Origin of the sequence: Streptomyces griseosporeus, from assembly GCF_014656055.1 — a bacterium.
Classification (GTDB): Bacteria; Actinomycetota; Actinomycetes; order Streptomycetales; family Streptomycetaceae; genus Streptomyces; species Streptomyces griseosporeus.
Genome location: NZ_BNBR01000002.1, coordinates 620,323 through 642,685 on the forward strand (window position 1 = coordinate 620,323; position 22,363 = coordinate 642,685).

Consider the following 22,363-nt stretch of genomic DNA (forward strand, 5'->3'; position numbering starts at 1 on the left):
CCCCCTGTGGTTCGATGTCCGCGCCACTCAACCCCCTTCATCCACAGGGAGATCCAGTGACGCTCGCCGCACAGCGCCGCACCCGGGGCGCCGTCGTGCTCGCCCTCGCCCTCGCCGCCGCACCCCTGGCCGGCGCGGCGCCCGCCACGGCCGCCGAACAGGCGCCTGCCGTACGGGTGCTGACGTACAACACGTTTCTGATGAGCAGGAACCTGTACCCGAACTGGGGGCAGGACCACCGCGCCGCGGAGATCGCGAAGGCGTCCTTCTTCCACGGCAACGACGTCGTCGTGCTCCAGGAGGCGTTCGACAACTCCTCCTCGGACGCGCTGAAGAGCGCCGCCGCGGCCGAATACCCGTACCAGACTCCGGTGGTGGGCCGCGGCAAGGACGGCTGGGACGCCACGGGCGGGGCGTACTCGGCGACCACGCCCGAGGACGGCGGCGTCACCGTGCTGAGCAAGTGGCCGATCCTGCGCAAGGAACAGTACGTGTACAAGGACGCGTGCGGCGCCGACTGGTGGTCCAACAAGGGCTTCGCCTATGTGGTGCTGAACGTGAACGGCGCCCGGGTGCACGTGGTCGGCACCCATGCCCAGTCGACCGACCCCGGCTGCGATCCGGGCGAGGCGGCGGCGACGCGCAGCCGGCAGTTCCGGACGATCGACGCGTTCCTGGACGGCAAGAACATCCCGGCGGGCGAGGAGGTGCTGGTCGCCGGGGACATGAACGTCGACTCGCGGAGCGCCGAGTACGGCTCGATGCTCGCGGACGCCGGTCTGGCCGGCGCGGACGCGCGCACCGGGCACCCGTACTCCTTCGACACACAGGAGAACTCGATCGCCCGCGACCGCTACCCGGCCGACCCGCGCGAGGACCTGGACCACGTCCTGCACCGGGCGGGGCACGCCCGTCCCGCCGTGTGGAGGAACGAGGTCGTGAAGGAGCAGTCGGCGCCCTGGACGGTGTCGAGCTGGGGCACCGCCTACACGTACACGAACCTCTCGGACCACTATCCGGTGACCGGGTCGGCCGGCTGATCACCGGTTTCCCGGCGACGCGGCAACCGGCCGGGCCCGCGGCACCCCGGACTCGGCCGCCGCCCCCGAGCCGCTACGATCACCCGTTTGTTGATCCCAGGGAGGGGAAATGACGAAGACGAGAGGGATGGTGACGGCCTTCGCCGTGGCCTTCGCCGTCGTCCTGATGGCCGGTCTGGCCCAGGGCGGAATCGGCCTGTTGAGGAGCGGCACGGCCGACCGGGGGGCCGTGTCGGAGACGGAGCGGGTCGATCGCTCCACTGCGGGGGCCACCAGCGCGACCACCGTCGACCTGAAGACGGTCAGCCACAACATCTGCGGCGGCAGCTGCAACAACGGCCAGACGGACAAGCTGCCGTACATCACCGCCGAGATCGACCGGTACGCGCCGCACCTGGTCATGCTGCAGGAGGTGTGCTGGTCGCAGTACCAGTGGTTCAAGGGCCACGCGTTCACTTCGGGTACGTACCAGTTCGAGTACACCCCGATGATGACGAACTACGCCAAGTGCGCCGGCACCGGCGTCGACTGCACGGTGAACGAAGACAGCGACCCGAACAACAACGACCAGCGCTGCTGGGTCGGCCAGGTCCTCGGCGCCCGAGGCGTGCTGAGCAACAGGGACGAGATCGACCTCGGCGGAGAGCGGTACCAGATCGCCAAGGACGCGAACACCGGGGCGACCAGGTTCATGCCGCCGCGGGACTTCACCGCCCTCTGCTACGACGTCGCCCTCGCCGACCTGCCCAACCGGGTGGTCAAGGGATGCAGCACGCACCTGCGGGCGTTCCAGGACGACCGCCTGATCAACCAGCGGGCCCGCACGGCCCAGGCGGCCCGGCTCGCCTCGGACCTCGACGGGGACATCGCCCAGGGCAAGATCGTCGTGGTGGGCGGGGACTTCAACTCGTACGCGTTTCCCAACCTGACCCCCGCCATGAACGCTTTCTACCGTCCCGACGCCGCCCCGGGCGGGGGCTGGGGCGTGTTCTACGAGGCCGACCACGACGACACGGCCTACTGGACCCTGCCGGCGCCGGACTGCGTCGTGGGCACCGACACGAGCTGCCGGAGCGGCGAGTCGACCATCGTCGACGAATCGCCGACCATCACGCACAACACCAAGTACGACTACATCTTCTACTCGGAGACCAGCGACCCCGCCTCGCTGAGCGGTAAGCCCGTCCCGCTGTACCTCAGGGACGCCGGCGGCAAGATCCTCCTGGACGCCGAGGGCAAGTACCAGATGGTGTCGGATCACGCCTTCTACCGGGGTCTGGCCACGGTGAAGGCCTCCTGACCCCACGCCGGCCGTGACGGCCCGGACCCCGGCACGATGCCGGGGTCCGGGCCGTCCGCTTCACCGGAGGCCGACGGCCGTGCCCTGCCCGGCGGTCGGCCGCGGGCCGCGGAGCGCAGGATCAGCCGAGCGGCTTGTCCAGGACGGCCTTGCGGTGGCTGAACGTCTCCAGAGAGTAGCGGCCGTGGTAGTTGCCCATGCCGCTCTCCCCCACCCCGCCGAACGGCAGGTCGGAGACGGTGAGATGGGCGAGCGGCAGGCCGTAGCCGAGGCCGCCGGAGGAGGTCTCGGCGGCGATGCGGGCGCGGGCCTCGGCGGACTCGGAGAAGACGTACAGGGCGAGGGGCTTGTCGCGGTCGTTGATGAAGTCGATCGCCTCGTCGAGACCGGCGACGGTGACGATCGGCAGGATCGGGCCGAAGATCTCCTCCCGCATCACGGGCGAGGCGGGGTCGACGTCGGCGAGGACGGTCGGGGCGAGGTACTTGTCGGCGCGGTCGCCGGTGCCGCCGACGACGACCCGGCCGGAGCCGAGCAGGGCGGTGAGGCGGTCGAAGTGGCGCTCGTTGACGATACGGCCGTACGCGCCGGAGGTCTGCGGGTCGGTGCCGTACACGTTCTTCACGGCGTCGGCGAGCCGGGGCTCCAGGGCGGCGGCGGTCGCCGGGTCGGTCAGGACGTAGTCGGGGGCCACGCAGGTCTGGCCGGCGTTGAGGAACTTGCCGCGGACCAGCCGGTCGGCGACCACGTCGAGGTCGGCGGTCCCGTCGACGAACGCGGGTGACTTGCCGCCGAGTTCGAGGGTGACCGGGGTGAGGTGCTCGGCGGCGGCGCGCATGACGACACGGCCGACGGTGCCGTTGCCGGTGTAGAAGATGTGGTCGAAGCGCTCGGCGAGCAGCGCGGTGGTCTCGGGGATGCCGCCCTCGACGACGGCGACGGCCTCGGTGTCCAGGTAGGCCGGGATCAGCCGGGCGAGGGCCGCGGAGGTGGCGGGGGCCAGCTCGCTGGGCTTGGCGACGACCGCGTTGCCGGCGGCGAGGGCGCCGACCAGGGGGGCGAGCAGCAGCTGGGCGGGGTAGTTCCAGGGCGCGATGACGAGGACGACGCCGAGCGGGTCGTACCGGGTCCAGGCGGTGGCGTCGGTGCCGAGGTGGGCGGGGACCGGGGCGGGCTCCGGGCGCAGCCAGTCGTCGAGGTGGTCGAGGGTGTGGTCGATCTCCCGGACGGTGAAGTCGATCTCGGTGCGGAAGGCCTCCGTGCGGCTCTTGCCGAGGTCGGCGTGGAGGGCGTCGGCCAGTTCGTCGCCCTTCTCCGTGAGCATGCGGCGCAGGTCGCGCAGTTGGCCGGTGCGCCAGGCGACGGGCTGGGTGCGGCCGGTGCGGAAGGCGGCGCGGAGCCGGGCGACGACGTCGGCGGGCTGTTCGGGGCTGGTGGCGGTCACGGTGCCTCACTGGGGGTGCGCGGGCGGGCGGCCCGGGACGAGCAGAAGCTACTGGATGTATACACCAACATTTCATGGAGAGAAATATTCCGGGGGTGTCGGGCGACGCGTGGCCGGCGGGTCCGCCCTCACCGCCCCGCCACCTCCCGGCGCCGGCGCTCCAGCACCGTCCGCTCCGCCGCGCTCTCGGTGAGCCGGATCGCCGCGTCGTACTCCCGGGCCGCCTCGGTGGCGCGGCCGAGGCGGCGCAGCAGGTCGGCGCGGACGGCGTGGAAGACGTGGTAGTCGTCGAGGGCGAGGGCGTCCACCAGCTCCAGGGCGGCGGCCGGCCCGTCGACCTCGGCCACGGCGACGGCCCGGTTCAGGGCGACCACGGGACCGGGCGCGAGCGCGGTCAGCTGGTCGTACAGCCGCAGGATCTGCCGCCAGTCGGTGGCGTCGGCGGTCGGGGCGTCGCTGTGCACGGCGTTGATCGCGGCCTGGATCTGGTACGGGCCCGGTCGGCCGCGGCGCAGGCAGCGGCGGACGAGGTCCTGCCCCTCGGCGATCAGTGCGGCGTCCCAGCGGCCGCGGTCCTGTTCGGGCAGCGGCACGAGCGCGCCCCCGGCGTCGGTGCGGGCCGGGCGGCGGGACTCGGTGAGCAGCATCAGCGCGAGCAGTCCGGTCACCTCGGGCTCGTCCGGCATCAGCTCGGCGAGGAGCCGGCCGAGGCGGACGGCCTCGGCGCACAGACCGGGGTCCCCGGTGTAGCCCTCGTTGAAGATCAGGTACACGACCGCCAGGACGCCCTGGAGCCGGTCCGGCAGGTCGGCGTCGCGCGGTACCCGGTAGGGGATGCGGGCCTTGCGGATCTTCGCCTTGGCCCGTACCAGGCGCTGGGCCATGGTGGCCTCGGGCACCAGGAAGGCGCGGGCGATCTGGGCCGTGGTGAGGCCGCCGAGGAGGCGCAGGGTCAGCGCGACGCGGGCCTGCGGGGCCAGGGCGGGGTGGCAGCAGGTGAAGATCAGACGGAGCCGGTCGTCGCGCACGGGGCCCTCCTCGGGGGGCGGGTCCGGGGCGTGCAGCAGGGCCGCCTCGGCGTGCCGGGCGTCCCGGGTCGCCTCCCGGCGCAGCCGGTCGACGGCGCGGTTGCGGGCGGTGGTGATGATCCAGCCGGCGGGGCTCGGCGGCACCCCGGTCTCCGGCCACTTCCGCACGGCCGTGGTGAAGGCCTCCTGCACCGCTTCCTCGGCGAGGTCGATGTCGCCGAGGAAGCGGACGAGGACGGCGACGGCACGGCCGTACTCCGCGCGGAAGACGGCCTCGATGTCGGCGGTACCGGTCATCGGGGCGGGCCCGTCGTCCTCAGTGCTCGTCGACGAAGGGGCGGACCTCGATGGGCAGGGTGGTGGCGAGGGCCGCCTTGCGCCCCCAGTCCATCGCCTCGTCGAGGTCGGCGGCCCGGATCAGGCACAGCCCGGCCAGGTACTCCTTGCCCTCCGCGAAGGGCCCGTCGGTGACCAGGACGTCCCCGTCCTTCGGCCGCAGCATGGTGGCGGTCTCCGGGCCGTGCAGTCCGCCGGCGAAGACCCAGGCCCCGGCGTCGCGCAGCTCCTGGTTGAACTCCTCCACCTGGCGCATGATCCGCTCCAGCTCGGCCGGGGCGGGCCGCTCCTGGCCGGTGGGCTGGACAACGCTGAGCAGGTAGTACGTCATGACGGCCTCCTGGGTGTCGTAGGTGCTCTCTCAGCTCCTACACGAACGGCACCCCGGCGGATCGACACCTCGCTCGACAGGATCGGGAGAATTTCGTCCCGGCCCGGCCCGCCGCCGTCCAGGGCCGAGGGTCAGTTCTCCTCGCCCGCCGGCACGACCACGAGGAAGGCGTCGGTGCGCAGGTCCATCACCACGGTCGCGGGGCGCCCCTCGGCCCGCAGCGCCGCCGCGCACTCCTCGGCGGGCCAGGATCCACGCGGCCCGCCCGCCGGGAATCGCTCCAGCACCTTCTCACCCATGACAGCAGTCACCTCCGCAGTGCTCACCGGCTCGGCGCCGGGTCTTCTTCCGTCCTTTCCACGTGCCCCGCTTCGGCGGGGCCATGTCCTGCCGGTCCCCCTCGGGAAGCGGCGGCCCCGACGCGGTGGCCGGGACGCGGCCGAGCGGGTGCCGTACGCATCCGGCGGGCCCTGTGGCGGGGAAGTCATCAGGGAACGACCGGGACGAAAGGTGCGACGGATGCGCGGTGACGAGCCGGACGCGGGGCTGACCTGTCTGGTGACCGGGGCGACCGGGTACATCGGGGGCCGGCTGGTGCCGGAGCTGCTGGACGCCGGGCACCGGGTGCGCTGCCTGGCGCGCTCCCCCGGCAAGCTCCGCGACCATCCCTGGGCGGGCCGGGCCGAGGTGGTACGGGGGGACGTCACCGACGCGGACTCGGTGGCCGACGCGATGCGCGGCGTGGACGTCGCCTACTACCTGGTGCACGCCCTGGGCACGGGCGGGGAGTTCGAGGAGACCGACCGCAGGGCCGCCCGGATCTTCGGTGAGCGGGCGCGGGCCGCGGGCGTGCGGCGCATCGTCTACCTGGGCGGTCTGACCCCCGCCGGGGTGCCCGAGGAGCGGCTGTCGCCGCATCTGCGCTCGCGCGCCGAGGTCGGCCGCATCCTGCTGGGCAGCGGGGTGCCGACGGCCGTGCTGCGGGCGGCGGTGGTGATCGGCTCGGGCTCGGCCTCGTTCGAGATGCTGCGCTACCTCACCGAGCGGCTGCCGGTGATGGTGACGCCGAGCTGGGTGCACACGCGCATCCAGCCCGTCGCGGTCCGGGACGTGCTGCGGCTGCTGGTGGGCTGTGCCCGGCTGCCGGCCGACGTCAGCCGGGCGTTCGACATCGGCGGCCCGGACGTCCTGACGTACCGCGAGATGATGGTCCGCTACGCCGCCGTCGCCGGCCTCCCGCGCCGGGTGATCCTGTCCGTCCCGGTGCTCACCCCGGGCCTGTCCAGCCACTGGGTCGGCCTCGTCACGCCGGTGCCGGCGTCGATCGCCCGCCCGCTGACCGAGTCGCTCCGGCACGAGGTGGTCTGCCGCGAGCACGACATCGCCCGGTACGTGCCGGACCCGCCGGGGCATCCGGTCGGCTTCGACGAGGCGGTCCGGCTGGCGCTGCAGCGCGTGAGAGAGGCACAGGTCGCCACGCGCTGGTCGTCCGCCTCGGTGCCCGGCGCGCCCAGCGACCCGCTGCCCACCGACCCCGACTGGGCGGGCGGCAGCCTGTACACCGACCGGCGGGAACGCACCGTCGACGCCTCGCCGGAGGCGCTGTGGCGGGTGATCGAGGGGATCGGCGGCGACAACGGCTGGTACTCCTTCCCGCTCGCCTGGGCGGTCCGCGGCTGGCTGGACCGGCTGGTGGGCGGGGTCGGCCTGCGGCGCGGGCGGCGTGACGCGCACCGGCTGCGGGTGGGTGACTCGCTGGACTTCTGGCGGGTCGAGGAGATCGAGCCGGGCCGGCTGCTGCGGCTGCGCGCCGAGATGCGGCTGCCGGGCCTGGCCTGGCTGGAGATGTACGCCGGCACGGACGCCGAGGGGCGGACACGGTACCGGCAGCGCGCCCTGTTCCACCCGCGCGGCCTGCTGGGGCACGCCTACTGGTGGAGCGTCTCCCCCTTCCACGCGGTCGTGTTCGGCGGCATGGCCCGCAACATCGCGCTGGCGGCGGCGCGGACACCGGTGAGCGGGGAGCACGCGGACGCGGGCGCCCGGTGAACGACCTCCCGGCGCGGACACCCCGCCCTCTCGCCACCCACCCCGGCACACGACACCGCCGCCCGCCGCCGACCCGCACTCCCCGGAGCCCCGCCATGAACGTCTCGGTCGTCGTCTTCACCTCCGACCTGCGGCTGTACGACCATCCCCCGCTGCGGGCCGCGCTCGACGGACGGCGGTCGGTGGTGCCGCTGTTCGTGCGGGACGCGGCCGTGGACCGGGCCGGGTTCGCCGCGCCCAACCGGCTGGCCTTCCTCGCCGACTGCCTGCGCGATCTGGACGAGGGGCTGCGCGAGCGCGGCGGCCGGCTGGTGGTGCGGTCCGGTGACACCGTCGAGGAGGTGTGCCGGGTGGCCGCCGAGACCGACGCCGACGAGGTGCACCTGGCCGCCGAGGCCTCGGCCTTCGCCCAGCGGCGCGAACGGCGGCTGCGCCGCGCCCTGGAGGCGGAGGGGCGGCGGCTGCACGTGCACGACGCGGTGACCACGGCGGTACCTCCGGGCGCGGTGACGCCGGCCTCCACGGACCACTTCGCCGTCTTCACGCCGTACTTCCGCCACTGGTCGCGGCAGGCGCTGCGCCGCCCGCTCGCCGCACCCCGCGCGGTACCGGTGCCGGACGGGGTCGTTTCCGAGCCGCTGCCGTCCCGCGACGGGCTGTCCGGGCTGTCGCCCGCGCTCGCGCCGGGCGGGGAGAGTGAGGGCCGCGCGCGGCTGGCAGCGTGGCTGCGGTCGGGTGCCGCGGCGTACGCGGACCGCCACGACGACCTGGCGGGCGACGCCACCTCCCGCCTGTCGCCGCATCTGCACTTCGGGACGCTGTCGCCCGTCGAGGTCGTGCACCGGGCGCGCCGCGCGGGCGGCCCGGGCGCCGAGGCGTTCGTACGGCAGCTGGCCTGGCGCGACTTCCACCGTCAGGTCCTCGCCGCTCGCCCGGCGGCGGCGCACGCCGACTACCGCACCCGCGGCGACCGGTGGCGGTCGGGCCCTGCCGCGGCGGCGGACGCCGAGGCGTGGCGACAGGGCCGTACCGGCCACCCGATCGTGGACGCGGCGATGCGGCAGCTGCTGCACGAGGGCTGGCTGCACAACCGCGGCCGCCTGCTGGCGGCGAGCTTCCTCAGCAAGACGCTGTACATCGACTGGCGGGTGGGCGCCGAGCACTTCCTGCGCTGGCTGGTGGACGGCGACCTCGCCAACAACCAGCTGAACTGGCAGTGGGTGGCGGGCACGGGGACCGACACCCGCCCCCACCGCGTCCTCAGCCCGCTCGCGCAGGCCCGGCGCTACGACCCCGACGGCGCCTACGTACGGCGGTGGGTGCCGGAGCTGGCCGACGCCGCGGACGCGGTCGGCGCCACCCGCGCCGCGGTCCACGAGCCGTGGAAGCTGCCCGAGCGCGTGCGGTCGGCGTCGGGCTACCCCGACCCGATCGTGGACCTGGCGGAGGGACTGGCCCGCTTCAGACGGGCCCGGGGCCTGGACTGACCCCCGTCCCCGCGAGGAGCCGCAACGCCTCCTGGAGCGACGGCGGTCGGAGCATGCCGGGGGCGGACCGCCCGGCCCAGCCGGGGCCGCCCAGCACGACCTGCGGCTGCCGGCGCGCGCCCTTCATCCCCCACTCGGCACCGGCGACGTGCCGGGCCAGCGCCGGGCTGGCGCCGGAGCGGGCCTGCGCCCACAGCACGACGGCCGACGGGCCGAGCCGCCGGACGGCCGCGGTCAGTGCCTCGGCGGGCACGGCGGCGCCGAACATCCTCACGGGCACACCGAGTTGGCACAGCCCGGCGTGCAGCGCCTCCAGCGGCAGGGTGTGCTGTTCGCCGGGCACGCAGGCCAGCAGCACGGGCCCGGGAGCGAGGCCGCCGTACGGGACGGCGGGACGGGTGCAGCGGCGCAGCGCGGTGGACACGTGCCAGGACAGCAGGTGCTCCACCTCGACGTAACGGTCGCCGGAGGACGCCCACTTGCGGCCCACGGCGTGCAGGGTGGGGACCATCACCTCCTGCCAGGCGACGACGAGGCCGTGTTCCTCGACCGCCGCGGCGAGCAGGTCCTCGACCGCGGGCGCGTCGAGCCGTACGGCCGCGCGGGCCAGGCCCCGGCACTCCTGGCGGACGTCGCCGAGGGGCAGTGCGCCGGCCGCCCGGGAACCGGACGTGGCGGGACGCTCCGGCGCGGGTGCCCCGTCCGCGCCCGCCCTGGCCGCGCGGGCCGCCTCGGCGGGCGGGATGCCCTGCGACGTCAGCCGGCACATGTTCTCCAGGACCGCCACGTCGCGCGGCGACCAGCGGCGGTGCCGGCCTGTGCCGCGGACCTGCGGGCCGATGCCGTAGCGGCGGTCCCAGGACCGCAGAGTGGTGGGCGAGACGCCCAGGCGGCGGGCGACCGCGCCGGTGGTCAGCGCGGTGTCGTCGGATCCGGGGAGGTGTTCCGCCCCGTCCGCGGTGGGATCCATACCGTCGACTCTACCGCTGCACAAACGATGCGAGTTGATCGGGCCCGTCGGCCGCTTCGACGATGGCCGTACTGGTTTCCCGCGAGTGAGGAGCGGTCGTCATGGTCAGCGATGCGAGCGCCGTCGACGAGGAGCTGGCCCTCGGTCTGCTGGCCGGTGACGAGGCGAGTCTGGCGGGGGCGTATCACCGCTGGTCGCCGCTGGTCCACACGCTGGCCCGGCGCTCCCTGGGCGACGCCGTCGAGGCCGAGGACGTCACCCAGCAGGTGTTCCTCGGCGTGTGGCGGGGCCGCTCGACGTACCGGCCCGAGCGGGGCGCGCTGCCGGGGTGGATCGTCGGGATCACCCGGCGCAGGATCGCCGACGCGCTGGCCGCCCGGACGCGGCGCGGCGACCTCCTGGCCGCGGCCGGGGCGGAGCTCGCGCTCGCCGAGCCGGCCGCGGGGCGCCCGGAGGCCGCGCTCGACCGGGTGCTCGTCCGGCGAGAGCTGGCCAGGCTGCCCGCACCGCAGCGGCGCGTCCTGCACCTGGCCTTCTACGAGGACCTGTCCCAGACCCAGATCGCGGAGCGCACCGGCTGGCCGCTGGGCACGGTGAAGAGCCACGCCCGGCGCGGACTGCACCGTTTGCGCACCTCTCTGACCACTACACATAAGGATGAAATAAGCGCAAAATAAGGGTGCGCGGCGCTTACCGCACACCGCACCAGACGCGGTCGGCCTGCAGTCGAAGGAGACGAGTCATGGCCAACGTCTCGCACGGCAGAGGTGACATCACCACTCACCCGGACGTCTCCGAGATGCGGGAACGCTACGCCCGCATGCTCGGCGGTCGTGATGTGGCGCTGGTGGACGGGCCGGTGTTCCTTCTCGGCCTGTACTGCGCCGTTTCCCCGTGGGTGGTCCACTACACGACCAGCCAGCCCGCGCTCGTGACGCACAACCTCATCGTCGGCATCGCGATCGGCCTGCTGGCTCTCGGGTTCACCGCGGCGCCCGAGCGCATGTACGGCCTGAGCTGGGCCATGTGCGCCCTGGGCGTGTGGATGATCATCGCTCCGTGGATCGTCGGCGACAGCCCGGACACGGGTGTCGTCCTGAACAACATCGTCATCGGCGCCCTGGCCGTGCTCCTGGGGGCGATGTGCGCCGTCACGGCGGCCCGGAGCGCTCCGCGGCCGTAGGGACACCACGGCATCGGGAAAGGAGACACGGGCCGGTCCACGCGTGCGGACCGGCCCTTTTCACGCAGCCCGGGAAGGCATGGGGCCCTCCCGGGTCGCTCAGGCGATGTCCAGGGCCGTGTCGTCGATGACGAACGACGTCTGGAGCTTGGAGCCCTCGGTGCCGGTGAACTTCAGGGTGACGGTCTGGCCCGCGTAGCCGCTCAGGCTGAAGCTGCGCCGGGTGTAGCCGGAGGCCGCGTTGAGGTTGGAGTACGTGGCCAGCGTGCCGAGGACCGTGCCGGAGCCGTTGAGGACCTGCACCTTGAGGGTGTCGTAGGCCGTGCTGGTGCTGGTCTCCGCGGTGTCCACGTGCAGGTAGAAGCTGAGGGTCGCCGTGCATCCGGAGGGGATGGTGACCGTCTGGGACAGGGTGTCGGTGATCGCGGTGCCGGTGCCGCCCAGCCAGGCGTAGTACGCGCCCGTGCGGGCCGGCTCGGCGGTGGAGGAGGTGATCACGCCGCTGGTGGCGCTCCAGGCCGCGCTGCCGGACTCGAAGCCGCTGTTGCCGAGCAGTTGGGCGGCGGTGCAGGTGGTCGAGCCGCCGCCGTCGCCGCTGCCGCTCGCGCCGGCCAGCCAGGCGGTGGCGTTCAGGGCGAGGGCGGCATTGGTGGCACTGGTGTCGTTCCAGCCGTCGTAGAGGGTGTTGCCGGACTGGCCGGTGCCGTCGTCGACGGGCGAGCTGTCGCCCCAGAAGGCGACGCGGCCGCTGCCGAAGGTGCTGGTCGCGAAGAACGCGCCGGTGGTGCCGGAGTAGCCGGTGCGATACAGCAGGCCCTTGACGGAGGAGTTGTCGGCGGGCTTGAGGGTGGCGGTCGTACCGCTGGCGATCAGGCTCTTGGTGACGGTGCCGAAGGAACCGTGCAGCACCGGGTCGGCGCTGTCGCCGATGGCGGCCGGGTGGTCGGAGCTGATGCTGAGCGAGTCGATGGAGAAGCCGAACGGGTCGGTGGAGTCGACGCTGTTGTTGCTCATCAGGTCGTTGAGGATCTCGACCGCGTCCTCGCCGTCGTTGTTGCGGTCGGCTCCGGTGTGGTCGGAGATCATGAACAGGCCGCCGCCGTTCTTGACGAAGTTCATGATCGCCGTCTTCTCGGCGCTGGTGTACAGGACGTTGGGCTCGGGCAGGACGAGCGTGTCGAAGTTCGACAGGTCCGTCGTCGCGGAGCCGCCGTAGGTGATGCTCGACCCCGACGGCAGCGTCTTGAGGCTGTAGGCGCCGGTCTTCTGCAGGGCGACGCCCCAGGAGGAGAGCGCGCCCGTCCAGTCCGTCTCGGCGGACGGCGTGGCGTCCTGGCCGAGCGGGTCGGGCTGGCTGGTGGAGATGATCCAGTCGGCGTTCCCGGCGGTCTCCGCGTGGGCGTTGTCGAACAGGACGCGGTGCGGGGTGGCGGCGTGGGCCTCGGTCGCCGTGGCGGTGACCTGGAGGGCCGCTCCGGCGGCGAGCAGGCCGAGTGCGGCGAGGGTGGCGGTGACGCGGTGGGGCGTGGTGCGGTGGGGGGATCTCGATCCGAGCATCCGGCGAACCTCCGTGACGGTGGGGAGAGAGGCGGTGCGGGCGCCGATCTGCGCGCGTAGAGCGGACGGTGAGCGCTTGTCGGGCGCGTCTGTTCTACACGCGTGGAACAGGTGGTTGAAAGGTACATGGCATGACCGGGTGGTGAACAGACGCCGCGATGGGCTCGCTACGGCACGTAGACGTACGGCGTGGTGGTGGTCAGCCGGGCGAAGCCGAGCCGTTCGAGGATGGGCCTGCTGTCGGCCATGGCGTCGACGTGGAGGTAGGGGTAGCCGCGCTCGGCGGCGATCCGGGCACGGTGGGCGACGAGGGCGCGGTAGATCCCCCGGCCGCGCCAGCCCGGTACCGTCCCGCCGCCCCACAGCCCGGCGAAGGCCGCGCCGGCCGGCAGTTCCATGCGGGCGGCGCTGACCGGGGCGCCGTCGGCCACGGCGACGACCGCGACCACGGCGTCCGGCGCGGCGGCGAGCTGGTCGAGCAGGGTCTGCCGGAGCCGCGAGCCGTCGTCGCCGAACGCCTGCTCGTGCACCTCGACGACGAGGCCGACCCCGGCGGCGTCGGTCACCGGCAGGAGGCGGACGCCCTCGGGCGCGGGGGTGTCATGGGGGACGGCGGCGGTCTCCGCGACCATCAGCGCCTCCCAGGGCTCGGCGGTGAACCCCGCCGCCACGAGGCGCTTTCCGAGGTCGGCGGGCCGGTCGTGGCCGTACACCTTCCACTCGAACTCCCGCCCGAGGCCGGTGAAGTGGGCGATCTGCTCGGCGATCGCCGCGTCCGCGCCGGCCTCGTCCAGGCCGGACCACAGGACGCCGTTCCAGCCGTGGGCGGGCCCGGTCTGGCGCACCACGGTCCCGGTGCGCTCGATCCGGGTGCCGGGGCCGTCGGGACGGGCCTCGCGGCGCATCTCCCGGTCGTACAGGGCGAGTACTTCGGCGTGATCCATGGGCCCACCCCAGCAGGTGCCGCCCGGCGCGGCAACGCATTTGCGGGCCGCCGGGCGCCGGACACCGCCTCCCCGCCGAACGTAGGCGGGCCGGTGCCGATCACGCTGGAAGGAGGCCGCGGGCCATGGTGAAGGAGAGCGAGCTGCCGTATCTGCGCCGGTGCGTGGAGCCGGCCGCGCAGGCGCTGGAGGCGGGGGACGAGCCGTTCGGGTCGGTGCTGGTCGGCGGGGACGGCACGGTGCTCGCCGAGGACCGCAACCGGGTGGCCGGCGGCGACCGCACCCGGCACCCGGAGTTCGCCCTGGCCCGCTGGGCGGCCGCCCGGCTGGCGCCCGCAGAGCGGGCCGCCGCGACGGTGTACACCTCCGGCGAGCACTGGCCGATGTGCGCCGCCGCGCACGGCTGGGTGGGGCTCGGCCGGATCGTCTACGTCGTCTCGTCCGAGCAGTTGGCCGGCTGGCTGACGGAGTGGAAGGTCCCGGCCCCGCCGGTCCGGACGCTGCCCGTGCGCGAGGTGGCGCCGGGCGTGACGGTGGAGGGACCGGTACCCGAGCTGGTCGAGGAGGTACGGGGGGTGCACGCGCGGCTCCACGGCGGCTGAGGCGGCGGCGTCGGTCGGCGGCCGGTGAGGGGCGCCGGGCGCCGCCGCGGCTGACGGGCGGCGGTGCCGGCCGCGGGGGGCCGGGCGCGGGGGGCCGGGCGCGGCCGCACGACCACGGTGACCGGCCGCGGCCACGGGCGGGCGCCGGCCCGCGATGGACCGGCCACCCGTGACGGGCTGCTGCCGCAGATGCCCACCGGCCTACGGCCGAACCGGCCGCCGCGGCGAGTCGCCACCGCCGGGCAGCCGCCGGCCTGCAGCCGACCCGGCCGCCCCGACAGGCTGCCGCCGACCCACACCCGAACCGGGCACCGTCACACAGCCGCCGCAGGCGGACCCGCCCCGCCCGGGACCGAGCGCCGTAACCGGCTGCGCCGCGCAGCCAACCGTCGGCCACACCCGAGCCGGGCACCGTCACACAGCCGCCGCAGGCGGACCCGCCCCGCCCGGGACCGAGCGCCGTAACCGGCTGCACGGCGCAGCCAACCGCCGACCCGCACCCGAACCGGGCACCGTCACACGCCACCGCAGGCGGCCGCCGCTCAACAGCCAAACCGACCGCCGCAGCGAGCCGCGCGCCGCAGGTGAGGAACGGCGCTCAGGTGAACCGCCGCGCGACGGCCACTGCAGATGGCCACTGCAGGCGGCCACAACCCGATCCCCCGCCCCACGCCGGCCCGCCCCCGGCGCAGGGATCAGCGCCGTGCGACGGGCCGGGATCGCCGGTACAGGGTGGCTCCCGCGAGGAGCAGCGCGCCGCTGCCGAGGGTGGCGGGCAGGGTGAGGTCCGCGCCCGTGCTGGCGAGTGCCGGTCCGGTCTGCTGCCGGGGCAGCGGCGGCACGGAGCGTACGTCGGGGCCGGGGTGGGCCTTCGGCGGGGCCGACGGGCGGGGGGTCGGCGTCTCGGGGGCGTGCGAGCCGCCGGGGGTCTGCGGGCCGGCGCCGTGGCCGTTGACGGCCTGGTTGCCCATCACCGGGTTGAGCACGCCGACCACGCTGACGCCGTTGCCGCTGACGTTGACCGGGAGCTCGACCGGCAGCTGCACGCCGTTGCCGGAGACGACGCCGGGCGACCCGTGCGTCTCGCCGCGGGTCTCCGGTGCGCCCGTGGTGCCGCCGGCGGCGCCGCCGCCGGACGCGGTGCAGGAGTTGCCCGCGGCCGGGTTCAGCAGCCCCACGACGTCCACCGTGTTCCCGCACAGGTTCACGGGGAGGTGCACCGGGAGCTGGACGGTGTTGCCGGCGATCAGACCGGGCGACTGCGCCGCGGAGCCGTCCGCGGCGGAGTCGGCGTGGGCCGGCGCCGCCACCAGCGCGCCGGAGGCGGCGGCCACGGCGATCATGCCGTTTCGGGTGACCCGTCTCATCGGTTCCCTGCCTTCCAGACATGGCGCGGGCACTCGCCCGCACCGGATAGAACGCGGGCGACGGGTCGGAGTTATGGCGTATCCGTCTTTCACCCCATCGGGCGGCACCCCGGTCGAACTGATGGCAAAACCGGTCGTACGGCCACACAAGGTGACGAGGGGTGGCGCAGGGTAAGGCCTCGCAGGTCCGGGCGCACGCCGGGAGGCGGGGGCCCGTGGGTGCCGCATAGGGTGAGCGCTGGGCGCAGGTTCCGGTCCGCGACGGGCGCCCTGGAGGCACGGATGCAGGCCAAGCTGTCAACGCGGTGCGCGGCGCTGCGGCGCGGCGCGCTCCTGGGCACCGCCGTTCTCGCCCTGGTGACCGCCGGGCTGCCGGCGGCGGCCGGGGACGGTGCGTCCCGGCCCGATCTCGGCCGGTTCTACGACCAGAAGGTGTCCTGGACCAGGTGCAAGGGCGACGGGATGCCCAAGGACCTGCAGTGCGGGAAGGTCACCGTCCCCCTCGACTACGCCCGGCCCGGCGGGCCCACCCTGGACCTCGCGGTGGCCCGCTACCGCGCGACCGGGCACCGGATCGGCTCGGTGGTGCTGAACTTCGGCGGCCCGGGCGGCCCGGGCGTGGCCCAGCTGGCCGTGGGCGGCAAGGACTTCATGGGGCTGACCGACAACTACGACGTGGTCTCCTTCGACCCGCGCGGGGTGGGCCGCTCCTCCCCCGTCAGCTGCGGCGACGGCAGCGACAGCGCGCTGGCGGCCATCGAGGGGAGCACGAGCCTCGACGATCCCGCGAAGGTGCTCCGGCAGCTGCGCACCGCGGCCGCCGCGTGCACCGAGCACTCGGGTCCGGTGCTGCGGCACATCGGCACCGTGGACGCGGCGCGGGACCTGGACGTGATGCGGCAGGCGCTCGGCGACCGGAAGCTCAACTACCTCGGCTTCTCCTACGGCACCCGGCTCGGCGCGGTGTACGCGGCGGAGTTCCCCGGCAAGGTGGGCCGCATCGCCCTCGACGGCGTGGACACGCTGACCGAGCCGATGACCGAGCAGGCCCTCGCGGGCGCCCACGGGCAGCAGGTGGCGTTGGACGACTTCGTCGACTGGTGCGTGAAGGACATCGCGTGCCCGTTCGGGCAGGACGCCCGCTCCGCGCGGGAGGACGTCGTCAAGCTGGTGCGCTCCCTCGACCGGGACCCGCTGCCGACGGGCTTCGGTCAGCCGTTCACCGGCCAGGACCTGGTGGGCGCCTTCGGGCAGGCGCTCTACAGCAAGGACCTGTGGCCGTCGCTGGAGCGGGCCCTCGCCGAGCTGGTGGAGGACGGCGACGCGACCGGCATCGCCGGTTTCTCGACCGGCGGTTACGCCCTGCCGCTGCGGCAGCGGGCCGCCGTCGGCGCGCTGGTGGACCCGGAGGACGTGCCGCTGGACAACCTTCCCGCGGCGCTCATGGCGATCAACTGCGCCGACGACCCCGACCGCCCCGACGCCGCCCGGCTCACGCGCGAGCTGGACCGGCTGCGGGCGGCGTACGACCACGCGTCCCCCGTGTTCGGGCAGTACCGCCTGACGGAGGTGCTGATGTGCTACGGCCGCCCCAAGGGCACGGACTACATCCGCGAGAAGGTCAGGGACCTCGACACGCCGAAGATGCTGCTCGTCGGCACGCGCGGCGACCCGGCGACGCCGTACCGCTGGACGGTGGAGACGGCCGAGCGGCTCGGCTCGTCGGCGGTCGTGCTCGACAACCGGGGCGAGGGCCACACCGGTTACGCGTCCTCCAAGTGCGTGCACGGCAAGGTCGACACGTTCCTGCTGTACGGCACGCTGCCGCCGAGCGGCAGCTCGTGCGGGCCCGAGGAGAACGCCCCCTAGGGCTCAGGCCGGGGCCGGTGCGGTGGTGCGCAGGAACGACTCCAGGGCGGCGGTCAGCTGGGCCGGCTTCTCCACCGGCAGTTCGTGGCCGGCGTCGACGATGCGCACCACCGCGTCCGGGTAGGCCGCCGCCATGCGCAGCATCTGCCGTACCGGCAGCTGGATGTCGTGCAGGCCGTGCACGAGCAGGGTGGGGACGCGGATCTCACCGACCCGGTCGAGGACGTCGAACGCCCGCATGGCGCCGTACAGCGTCATGACGACCTCGCGCGGGGTGCCGGCGGAGGCCCGGACGTGGGCGCGGATCTCCTCGCGGGGGTAGCCGGGGGCGAAGGCGCGCTGGATGTTGGCGGCGACGAACAGCTTGAAGGGGACGCGGGCCGACGCCGCCATCAGCAGGGCCCGGCCGCGGCTGTAGGCCATGCGGCTGATGGAGTTGACCAGGACCAGCCGCTCCACCCGCTCGGGGTGGGACAGGGCGATGGCCTGGGCGGTCATGCCGCCCATGGAGTGGCCGACCAGGACGCAGCGCTCGATGTGCAGGTGGTCGAGGAGGGCGAGGACGTCCGCCGCAACCTCGTCGATGGTGCGCAGCCCGGCCCCGCTGCTGTCGCCGTGGCCGCGCAGGTCGAGGCGGACCACCCGGCGCGTGGCGGAGAAGTGCGCCGTCTGGTGGTCCCAGCGGTGCCGGTTCGCCGTCCATCCGTGGACGAACACCAGGGGCGCGGCGCCGCTGTCGCGGGGCCCCTCGTCGTCGTACGTCAGCGTCGCGCCGTCGACATCGAGCTGCGGCATGGGCGTCTCCTGGAGTGCGGCCGGGGCACCGGTCCGGGACAAGGGCCGGTTACTGGCCGGTAGCGTAATGCCCCGGGCGGCAGCCGTCACCTGGTCGGTACGGCACGTTCAGCCCCGAATGCCCGAAAGGTGATTCACCCGTATGGTGCTGCTATGGAGCACGCACTCAGTCCCGCGACCCTCGCCGAACTGCGCCGTCCGCGGCCCTATCCCGCGGTGTCCGTGCTGACGCCGACGCACCGCCGCGACCCCTTGAACACCCAGGACCGTGTCCGGCTGCGCAACGCCGTGGCCGAGGCCAAGCGGCAGCTGGAGTCCGATCCGGCGGTCTCCCGGGAACGCCGGGCCGACGTCGTGCAGGAACTCGACCGGGCATTGGCCGAGGTGGACCTGGCCCATGCCGAGGACGGTCTGGTGATCTTCGCCGCGCCGGGCGAGCACCAGGTGTGGTCGCTGGGCCGCGCGGTACCTGAGCGGGTGGTCCTCTCGGACACCTTCCTCACCCGCAACCTGGTCTCCGCGCAGGCCGCCGAACGCCCGTTCTGGGTTCTGTCGGTCTCGGCGGACCGCGTCACGCTGTGGAGCGGCGGCGCCGACCGGGTCACCGCGGAACGCGCCGGAGGCTTCCCGCTGACCCGCAGCCGCCCCAACTTCGACGCCGAGCGGCAGGAGCGGATCGGCGACCAGCCGAGCACCTTCCGCGACGAGGGCACCCGGCAGTTCCTGCGCGAGGCCGACACGGCGATGTCCTCCGTCCTGCGGGACGAGCCGCGGCCGGTGTACGTCACCGGCGAGGAGGCCGCGCTCTCCCTGCTCGACGAGGTGGGCGCCGTCGCGAAGGGCGCGGTGCACATCCGGCACGGCGGCCTCGCCCATGCCACGCCCGAGGCGGTGTGGCAGGCGGTGCGGCCCGTGCACGAGGCCGAACTGCGCCGGGCGGCCGACGACGTGGCCCGGGAACTCACCTCGGCGCGCGGACGCAGGACCTACGCGGCCGGTCTCGACGAGGTCTGGCAGAGCGCCCGCGAGGGCCGGGTCCGGCTGCTCGCGGTCGAGGAGAACTACAAGGTGACGGTCCGTGACGTGGGGGACCACCTGGAACCGGCCGCGAGCGACGACCTCGACGGGCGGTCGGACATCGTCGACGAGATCGTGGAGCAGTGCCTGGAGACCGGGGCGGAGGTGCGGTTCGTCCCCGACGGCATGCTGGAGGACGCGGAGGGGATCGCGGGCGTCCTCCGGTACTGAGGCGATCGTCGCCGCAGACACTCTTGACGGCCGTGCAAGGCTGGGGCCGGTACGGAAGGAGTGCTGGTGAGCGATCTGCTGGGGGTGGCCGTCCTCGGGGCCGGCCACATGGGAGCGGACCACATACGGCGTCTCGATCAGGTGGTGAGCGGGGCGCGGGTCGCCGCCGTGGCCGATCCGGACACCGCCCGGGCGAAGGAGGCCGTGGGCGGGATCGACGGGGTGACGGTGCACGCGGAGGCGGAGGCCGCGCTCGACGCCGGCGGCGTGGACGCCGTACTCGTCGCCTCGCCCGGGCCCGCGCACGAGGAGGCGCTGCTCGCGGCCTTCGCACGGGGGCTGCCCGTGCTGTGCGAGAAGCCCATGGTACCGGACGCGGCGGGGGCGCTGCGGGTGGTGGAGGCGGAGGCGCGGCTCGGACGGCGGCTGGCGCAGATCGGGTTCATGCGCCGGTACGACACCGAGTACCGCCGGCTGAAGGCGCTGCTGGACACCGGGCGGCTCGGGCGTCCGCTGATGCTGCACTGCACGCACCGCAATGTGGCGTCGCCGCCGGACTTCACCAGCGCGATGCTGGTCAACAGCTCGGTGTCGCACGAGATCGACGCCGCGCGGTGGCTGCTCGGCGAGGAGCTGACCGCGGTGCGCGTGCTGCGGCCGCGTTCCTCGGGCGGCGCCCCGGCGGGGCTCGTCGACCCGCAGTTCGCGCTCTTCGAGACCGAGCGGGGCGCGCTGGTCGACGTGGAGGTGTTCGTCAACTGCGGTTTCGGTTACCAGGTGCGCTGCGAGGCGGTGTGCGAGGCGGGCAGCGCACGCATCGGCGAGGACCACGGCATGCGGGTCGCCCGGGCCGGCGAGGACCGCACCGAGGTGCCGCAGGACTACCTCGTCCGGTTCGCCGACGCCTACGACCGCGAGGTGCAGGCCTGGGTGGACGCCACCCGGCAGGGCCGCGTCACCGGGCCGACCGCCTGGGACGGGTACGCGGTCTCCGCGGTCGCCGAGGCCGGGGTGCGGTCCCTGGAGACGGGGGAGCGGGTGGGCGTGGAGCTGGGTCCGCGGCCCGCCCTCTACCGGGCCTGAACGTACGAGCGTCGAACGCCTGAACGGCCCCTCGCGCACGCATGCGACGCACCGTCAAATGCCGTACGTGGTCTACCATTTGGTGCCCTCGACACCTGATGCGGACCGCGTGCGGCAAACCGTCCGGGAAGACTCTGGCATATGCCGGATGCATCACCGTATCGTGTGTTGCCGAATCCCTTACACGGCGTCGCGGGCTGTGCAACAGTCGTAACGGCCCACCCGTCCGCCCTGGTCGAACCGTTCCCGCATCGGAGTGCGTCATGCCGTCCCATCTCTCTGCGGACCGCCCAGCCGCCCAGCCGCCCGGACGCGGCTCGGTGGACGCGTTGATATCGCAGACGCGACGGCTCAAGGGCGACATGAACGCGGTACGACGGGACGCGCACAGCGGGGACGGCACGGATCCGCAGGAGCGGTGGCAGCGCGCCCTGTACGACCTGGCACTCCACCAACTCGAGGATCTGGACGCACACTTGGCCCAGTTGCGGGAGGGGCCGCCGCCCGGGCCCGAACCGGCGGACGGCGAGCCGGCCGACGAGGAGCCGACGGACGAGTCCCTGCTGAGCCGGGTCGGCAGCGCCGAGTGGAATCTGCTCACCGACGAGGCGTCCTGGTCCGGGGAGCTGTACCGGATCCTCGGCCGCGCCCCGACCGCTCCCCCGCTCACCCTCGACGAACTGCCCTCGGTGGTCCTGGAGGAGGACCGGCCCCGGCTGACCGCGATGGTCACCGACTGCCTGGTCGACGCCAAACCGATCGACGGGGAGTTCCGCATCGTCCGCCCCGACGGCGAGGTGCGGACCGTGCACATGATGGGCGAACCCGTGCTCGACGCCGACGGCAGCACCGCCTCCATGTGGGCCGTGCTGCGCGACGTCAGCGCCCTGCGACGCAGTCAGCAGGCGGTGAGCGAGACCCGTGACTCGCTCCGACGCCACCGGCAGCGCACGCGGACGGAGCAGCGGGTCGCGGTCGAGTCGCAGGAAGCCGTGCCGCCCCCGTGGCGCGGCTCCCTGCGACTCCCGTCCCAGGGTCCCGGCACCCTCGACCTCGCCGCGCACTACCTCCCGGCCACCGTGGACGCGACGGCCGGCGGGACCTGGTACGACGCCCTGGAGCTGACCGGCGGCGACACCCTGCTCAGCGTCGGCGACCTGGCCGGACACGGCCCCGCGGCCGCCTCCCACATGGCGACGCTGCTCGGCGCCGTGCGCGGCATGGCGATGGCCGGCACCCGGCCCGGGCAGCTGATGGCGCTGCTCAACCAGATGCTCGACGCCACCGTCCGGCCCACCCTGGGCAGCGCGCTGTGCTGCCGCTACCGTCCCGCGACCCGCACCCTGGTGTGGGCGCAGGCCGGACACCCCGCCCCGCTGCTGTTCCGCGACGGGACGGGGCGCCGGCTGGACCCGCCGGACGGCGTCCCGCTCGGCGCCACCCCGGGCGCCTCCTACGGCCAGGCCGAGGAGACCCTCCAGGTGGGCGACCTGCTGGTCCTGCACACCGACGGGCTGGTGCCCCAGCGCGGCGGCGCCTCCGCGACGCCCCGCCTCCTCGACCTGGGCCCCCGGCTGGCCGGGGCGCGCACCGCGCAGGACTGCGTGCGGGCGGTGGCCGAGGAGTTCGGCGCGGGCGAACGCGAGGACGACGCCTGTGTGCTGGTGGCGCAGGTGACGTCCTGAGCGGTGCCGGTGACGTCCTGAGTGGTGCGGGCGACGTCATGGTGT

General features: G+C 74.1%; 20 protein-coding genes. 11 read left to right on the forward strand and 9 right to left on the reverse strand.

Annotated features, from left to right (window positions below; genetic code table 11):
• The first annotated feature begins 56 nt into the window (after positions 1–56).
• Positions 57–1,040, forward strand: coding sequence for a sphingomyelin phosphodiesterase (gene sph, locus IE308_RS11800; protein WP_229908836.1), 984 nt, complete (start codon positions 57–59; stop codon positions 1,038–1,040).
• Between the two features lie 109 nt (positions 1,041–1,149).
• A complete protein-coding gene (locus IE308_RS11805; protein WP_190217837.1) occupies positions 1,150–2,340 on the forward strand; it encodes an endonuclease/exonuclease/phosphatase family protein in 1,191 nt (396 codons plus the stop codon).
• A 121-nt stretch (positions 2,341–2,461) separates the two neighbouring features.
• On the opposite strand, the gene IE308_RS11810 is transcribed toward IE308_RS11805, so the two are convergent.
• From IE308_RS11810 to IE308_RS11825, 4 genes are all read right to left on the reverse strand, one after another.
• On the reverse strand, positions 2,462–3,784 hold the full coding sequence (locus IE308_RS11810; RefSeq protein WP_190217838.1) for an aldehyde dehydrogenase family protein: 1,323 nt from the start codon (positions 3,782–3,784) through the stop codon (positions 2,462–2,464).
• Positions 3,785–3,912: 128 nt separating this feature from the next.
• On the reverse strand, positions 3,913–5,109 hold the full coding sequence (locus tag IE308_RS11815) for an RNA polymerase sigma factor (RefSeq protein ID WP_190217839.1): 1,197 nt from the start codon (positions 5,107–5,109) through the stop codon (positions 3,913–3,915).
• Positions 5,110–5,128: 19 nt separating this feature from the next.
• A complete protein-coding gene (locus IE308_RS11820; protein ID WP_110626317.1) occupies positions 5,129–5,479 on the reverse strand; it encodes a YciI family protein in 351 nt (116 codons plus the stop codon).
• Between the two features lie 131 nt (positions 5,480–5,610).
• Positions 5,611–5,778 (reverse strand): DUF8839 family protein, encoded by a 168-nt coding sequence (locus tag IE308_RS11825; RefSeq protein WP_190217840.1) that lies wholly within the window; start codon positions 5,776–5,778, stop codon positions 5,611–5,613.
• Positions 5,779–5,998: 220 nt separating this feature from the next.
• Between IE308_RS11825 and IE308_RS11830 the strand changes: the two genes are divergently transcribed.
• Positions 5,999–7,528, forward strand: coding sequence for an SDR family oxidoreductase (locus tag IE308_RS11830; protein WP_190217841.1), 1,530 nt, complete (start codon positions 5,999–6,001; stop codon positions 7,526–7,528).
• Between the two features lie 95 nt (positions 7,529–7,623).
• Positions 7,624–9,015, forward strand: a complete 1,392-nt coding sequence (locus IE308_RS11835; protein WP_190217842.1) for a cryptochrome/photolyase family protein — start codon at positions 7,624–7,626, stop codon at positions 9,013–9,015.
• Here IE308_RS11835 and IE308_RS11840 read toward each other — a convergent pair.
• A complete protein-coding gene (locus tag IE308_RS11840; RefSeq protein WP_190217843.1) occupies positions 8,990–9,985 on the reverse strand; it encodes a MerR family transcriptional regulator in 996 nt (331 codons plus the stop codon). The genes IE308_RS11835 and IE308_RS11840 overlap by 26 nt on opposite strands.
• Before the next feature lie 101 nt (positions 9,986–10,086).
• Between IE308_RS11840 and IE308_RS11845 the strand changes: the two genes are divergently transcribed.
• Together IE308_RS11845 and IE308_RS11850 are read left to right on the forward strand one after the other, a co-directional pair.
• Positions 10,087–10,662: a sigma-70 family RNA polymerase sigma factor gene (locus IE308_RS11845; protein ID WP_190217844.1), complete on the forward strand. Its 576-nt coding sequence runs from the start codon at positions 10,087–10,089 to the stop codon at positions 10,660–10,662.
• 65 nt (positions 10,663–10,727) lie between these two features.
• Positions 10,728–11,168 carry an SPW repeat protein gene (locus IE308_RS11850; RefSeq protein ID WP_110626322.1) on the forward strand — a complete coding sequence of 147 codons (441 nt, stop codon included), beginning with the start codon at positions 10,728–10,730 and terminating at the stop codon, positions 11,166–11,168.
• A gap of 99 nt (positions 11,169–11,267) precedes the next feature.
• On the opposite strand, the gene IE308_RS11855 is transcribed toward IE308_RS11850, so the two are convergent.
• The gene (locus IE308_RS11855) at positions 11,268–12,725 is read right to left on the reverse strand and encodes a hydrolase (protein WP_190217845.1); all 1,458 of its coding nucleotides are present in this window, start codon (positions 12,723–12,725) and stop codon (positions 11,268–11,270) included.
• Positions 12,726–12,892: 167 nt separating this feature from the next.
• The gene (locus IE308_RS11860; protein ID WP_110626324.1) at positions 12,893–13,669 is read right to left on the reverse strand and encodes a GNAT family N-acetyltransferase; all 777 of its coding nucleotides are present in this window, start codon (positions 13,667–13,669) and stop codon (positions 12,893–12,895) included.
• Between the two features lie 125 nt (positions 13,670–13,794).
• On the opposite strand from IE308_RS11860, the gene IE308_RS11865 reads away from it, so the two are divergent.
• Positions 13,795–14,271, forward strand: coding sequence for a nucleoside deaminase (locus IE308_RS11865; protein WP_190217846.1), 477 nt, complete (start codon positions 13,795–13,797; stop codon positions 14,269–14,271).
• Positions 14,272–14,966: 695 nt separating this feature from the next.
• Here the strand turns inward: IE308_RS11865 and IE308_RS11870 are convergent.
• Positions 14,967–15,638, reverse strand: coding sequence for a chaplin (locus IE308_RS11870; RefSeq protein ID WP_229908837.1), 672 nt, complete (start codon positions 15,636–15,638; stop codon positions 14,967–14,969).
• A 282-nt stretch (positions 15,639–15,920) separates the two neighbouring features.
• On the opposite strand from IE308_RS11870, the gene IE308_RS11875 reads away from it, so the two are divergent.
• Positions 15,921–17,507: an alpha/beta hydrolase gene (locus IE308_RS11875; RefSeq protein WP_190217847.1), complete on the forward strand. Its 1,587-nt coding sequence runs from the start codon at positions 15,921–15,923 to the stop codon at positions 17,505–17,507.
• A 3-nt stretch (positions 17,508–17,510) separates the two neighbouring features.
• On the opposite strand, the gene IE308_RS11880 is transcribed toward IE308_RS11875, so the two are convergent.
• Complete coding sequence (locus IE308_RS11880) at positions 17,511–18,302, reverse strand: alpha/beta fold hydrolase (protein ID WP_110626328.1); 792 nt, start codon at positions 18,300–18,302, stop codon at positions 17,511–17,513.
• Positions 18,303–18,455: 153 nt separating this feature from the next.
• Between IE308_RS11880 and IE308_RS11885 the strand changes: the two genes are divergently transcribed.
• The 3 genes from IE308_RS11885 (at position 18,456) to IE308_RS11895 (ending at position 22,318) form a co-directional block, all read left to right on the forward strand.
• Positions 18,456–19,550: a baeRF3 domain-containing protein gene (locus IE308_RS11885; RefSeq protein WP_190217848.1), complete on the forward strand. Its 1,095-nt coding sequence runs from the start codon at positions 18,456–18,458 to the stop codon at positions 19,548–19,550.
• A gap of 66 nt (positions 19,551–19,616) precedes the next feature.
• The gene (locus IE308_RS11890; RefSeq protein ID WP_190217849.1) at positions 19,617–20,633 is read left to right on the forward strand and encodes a Gfo/Idh/MocA family protein; all 1,017 of its coding nucleotides are present in this window, start codon (positions 19,617–19,619) and stop codon (positions 20,631–20,633) included.
• A 263-nt stretch (positions 20,634–20,896) separates the two neighbouring features.
• Positions 20,897–22,318, forward strand: coding sequence for a PP2C family protein-serine/threonine phosphatase (locus IE308_RS11895; protein ID WP_190217850.1), 1,422 nt, complete (start codon positions 20,897–20,899; stop codon positions 22,316–22,318).
• Positions 22,319–22,363 lie beyond the last annotated feature (45 nt).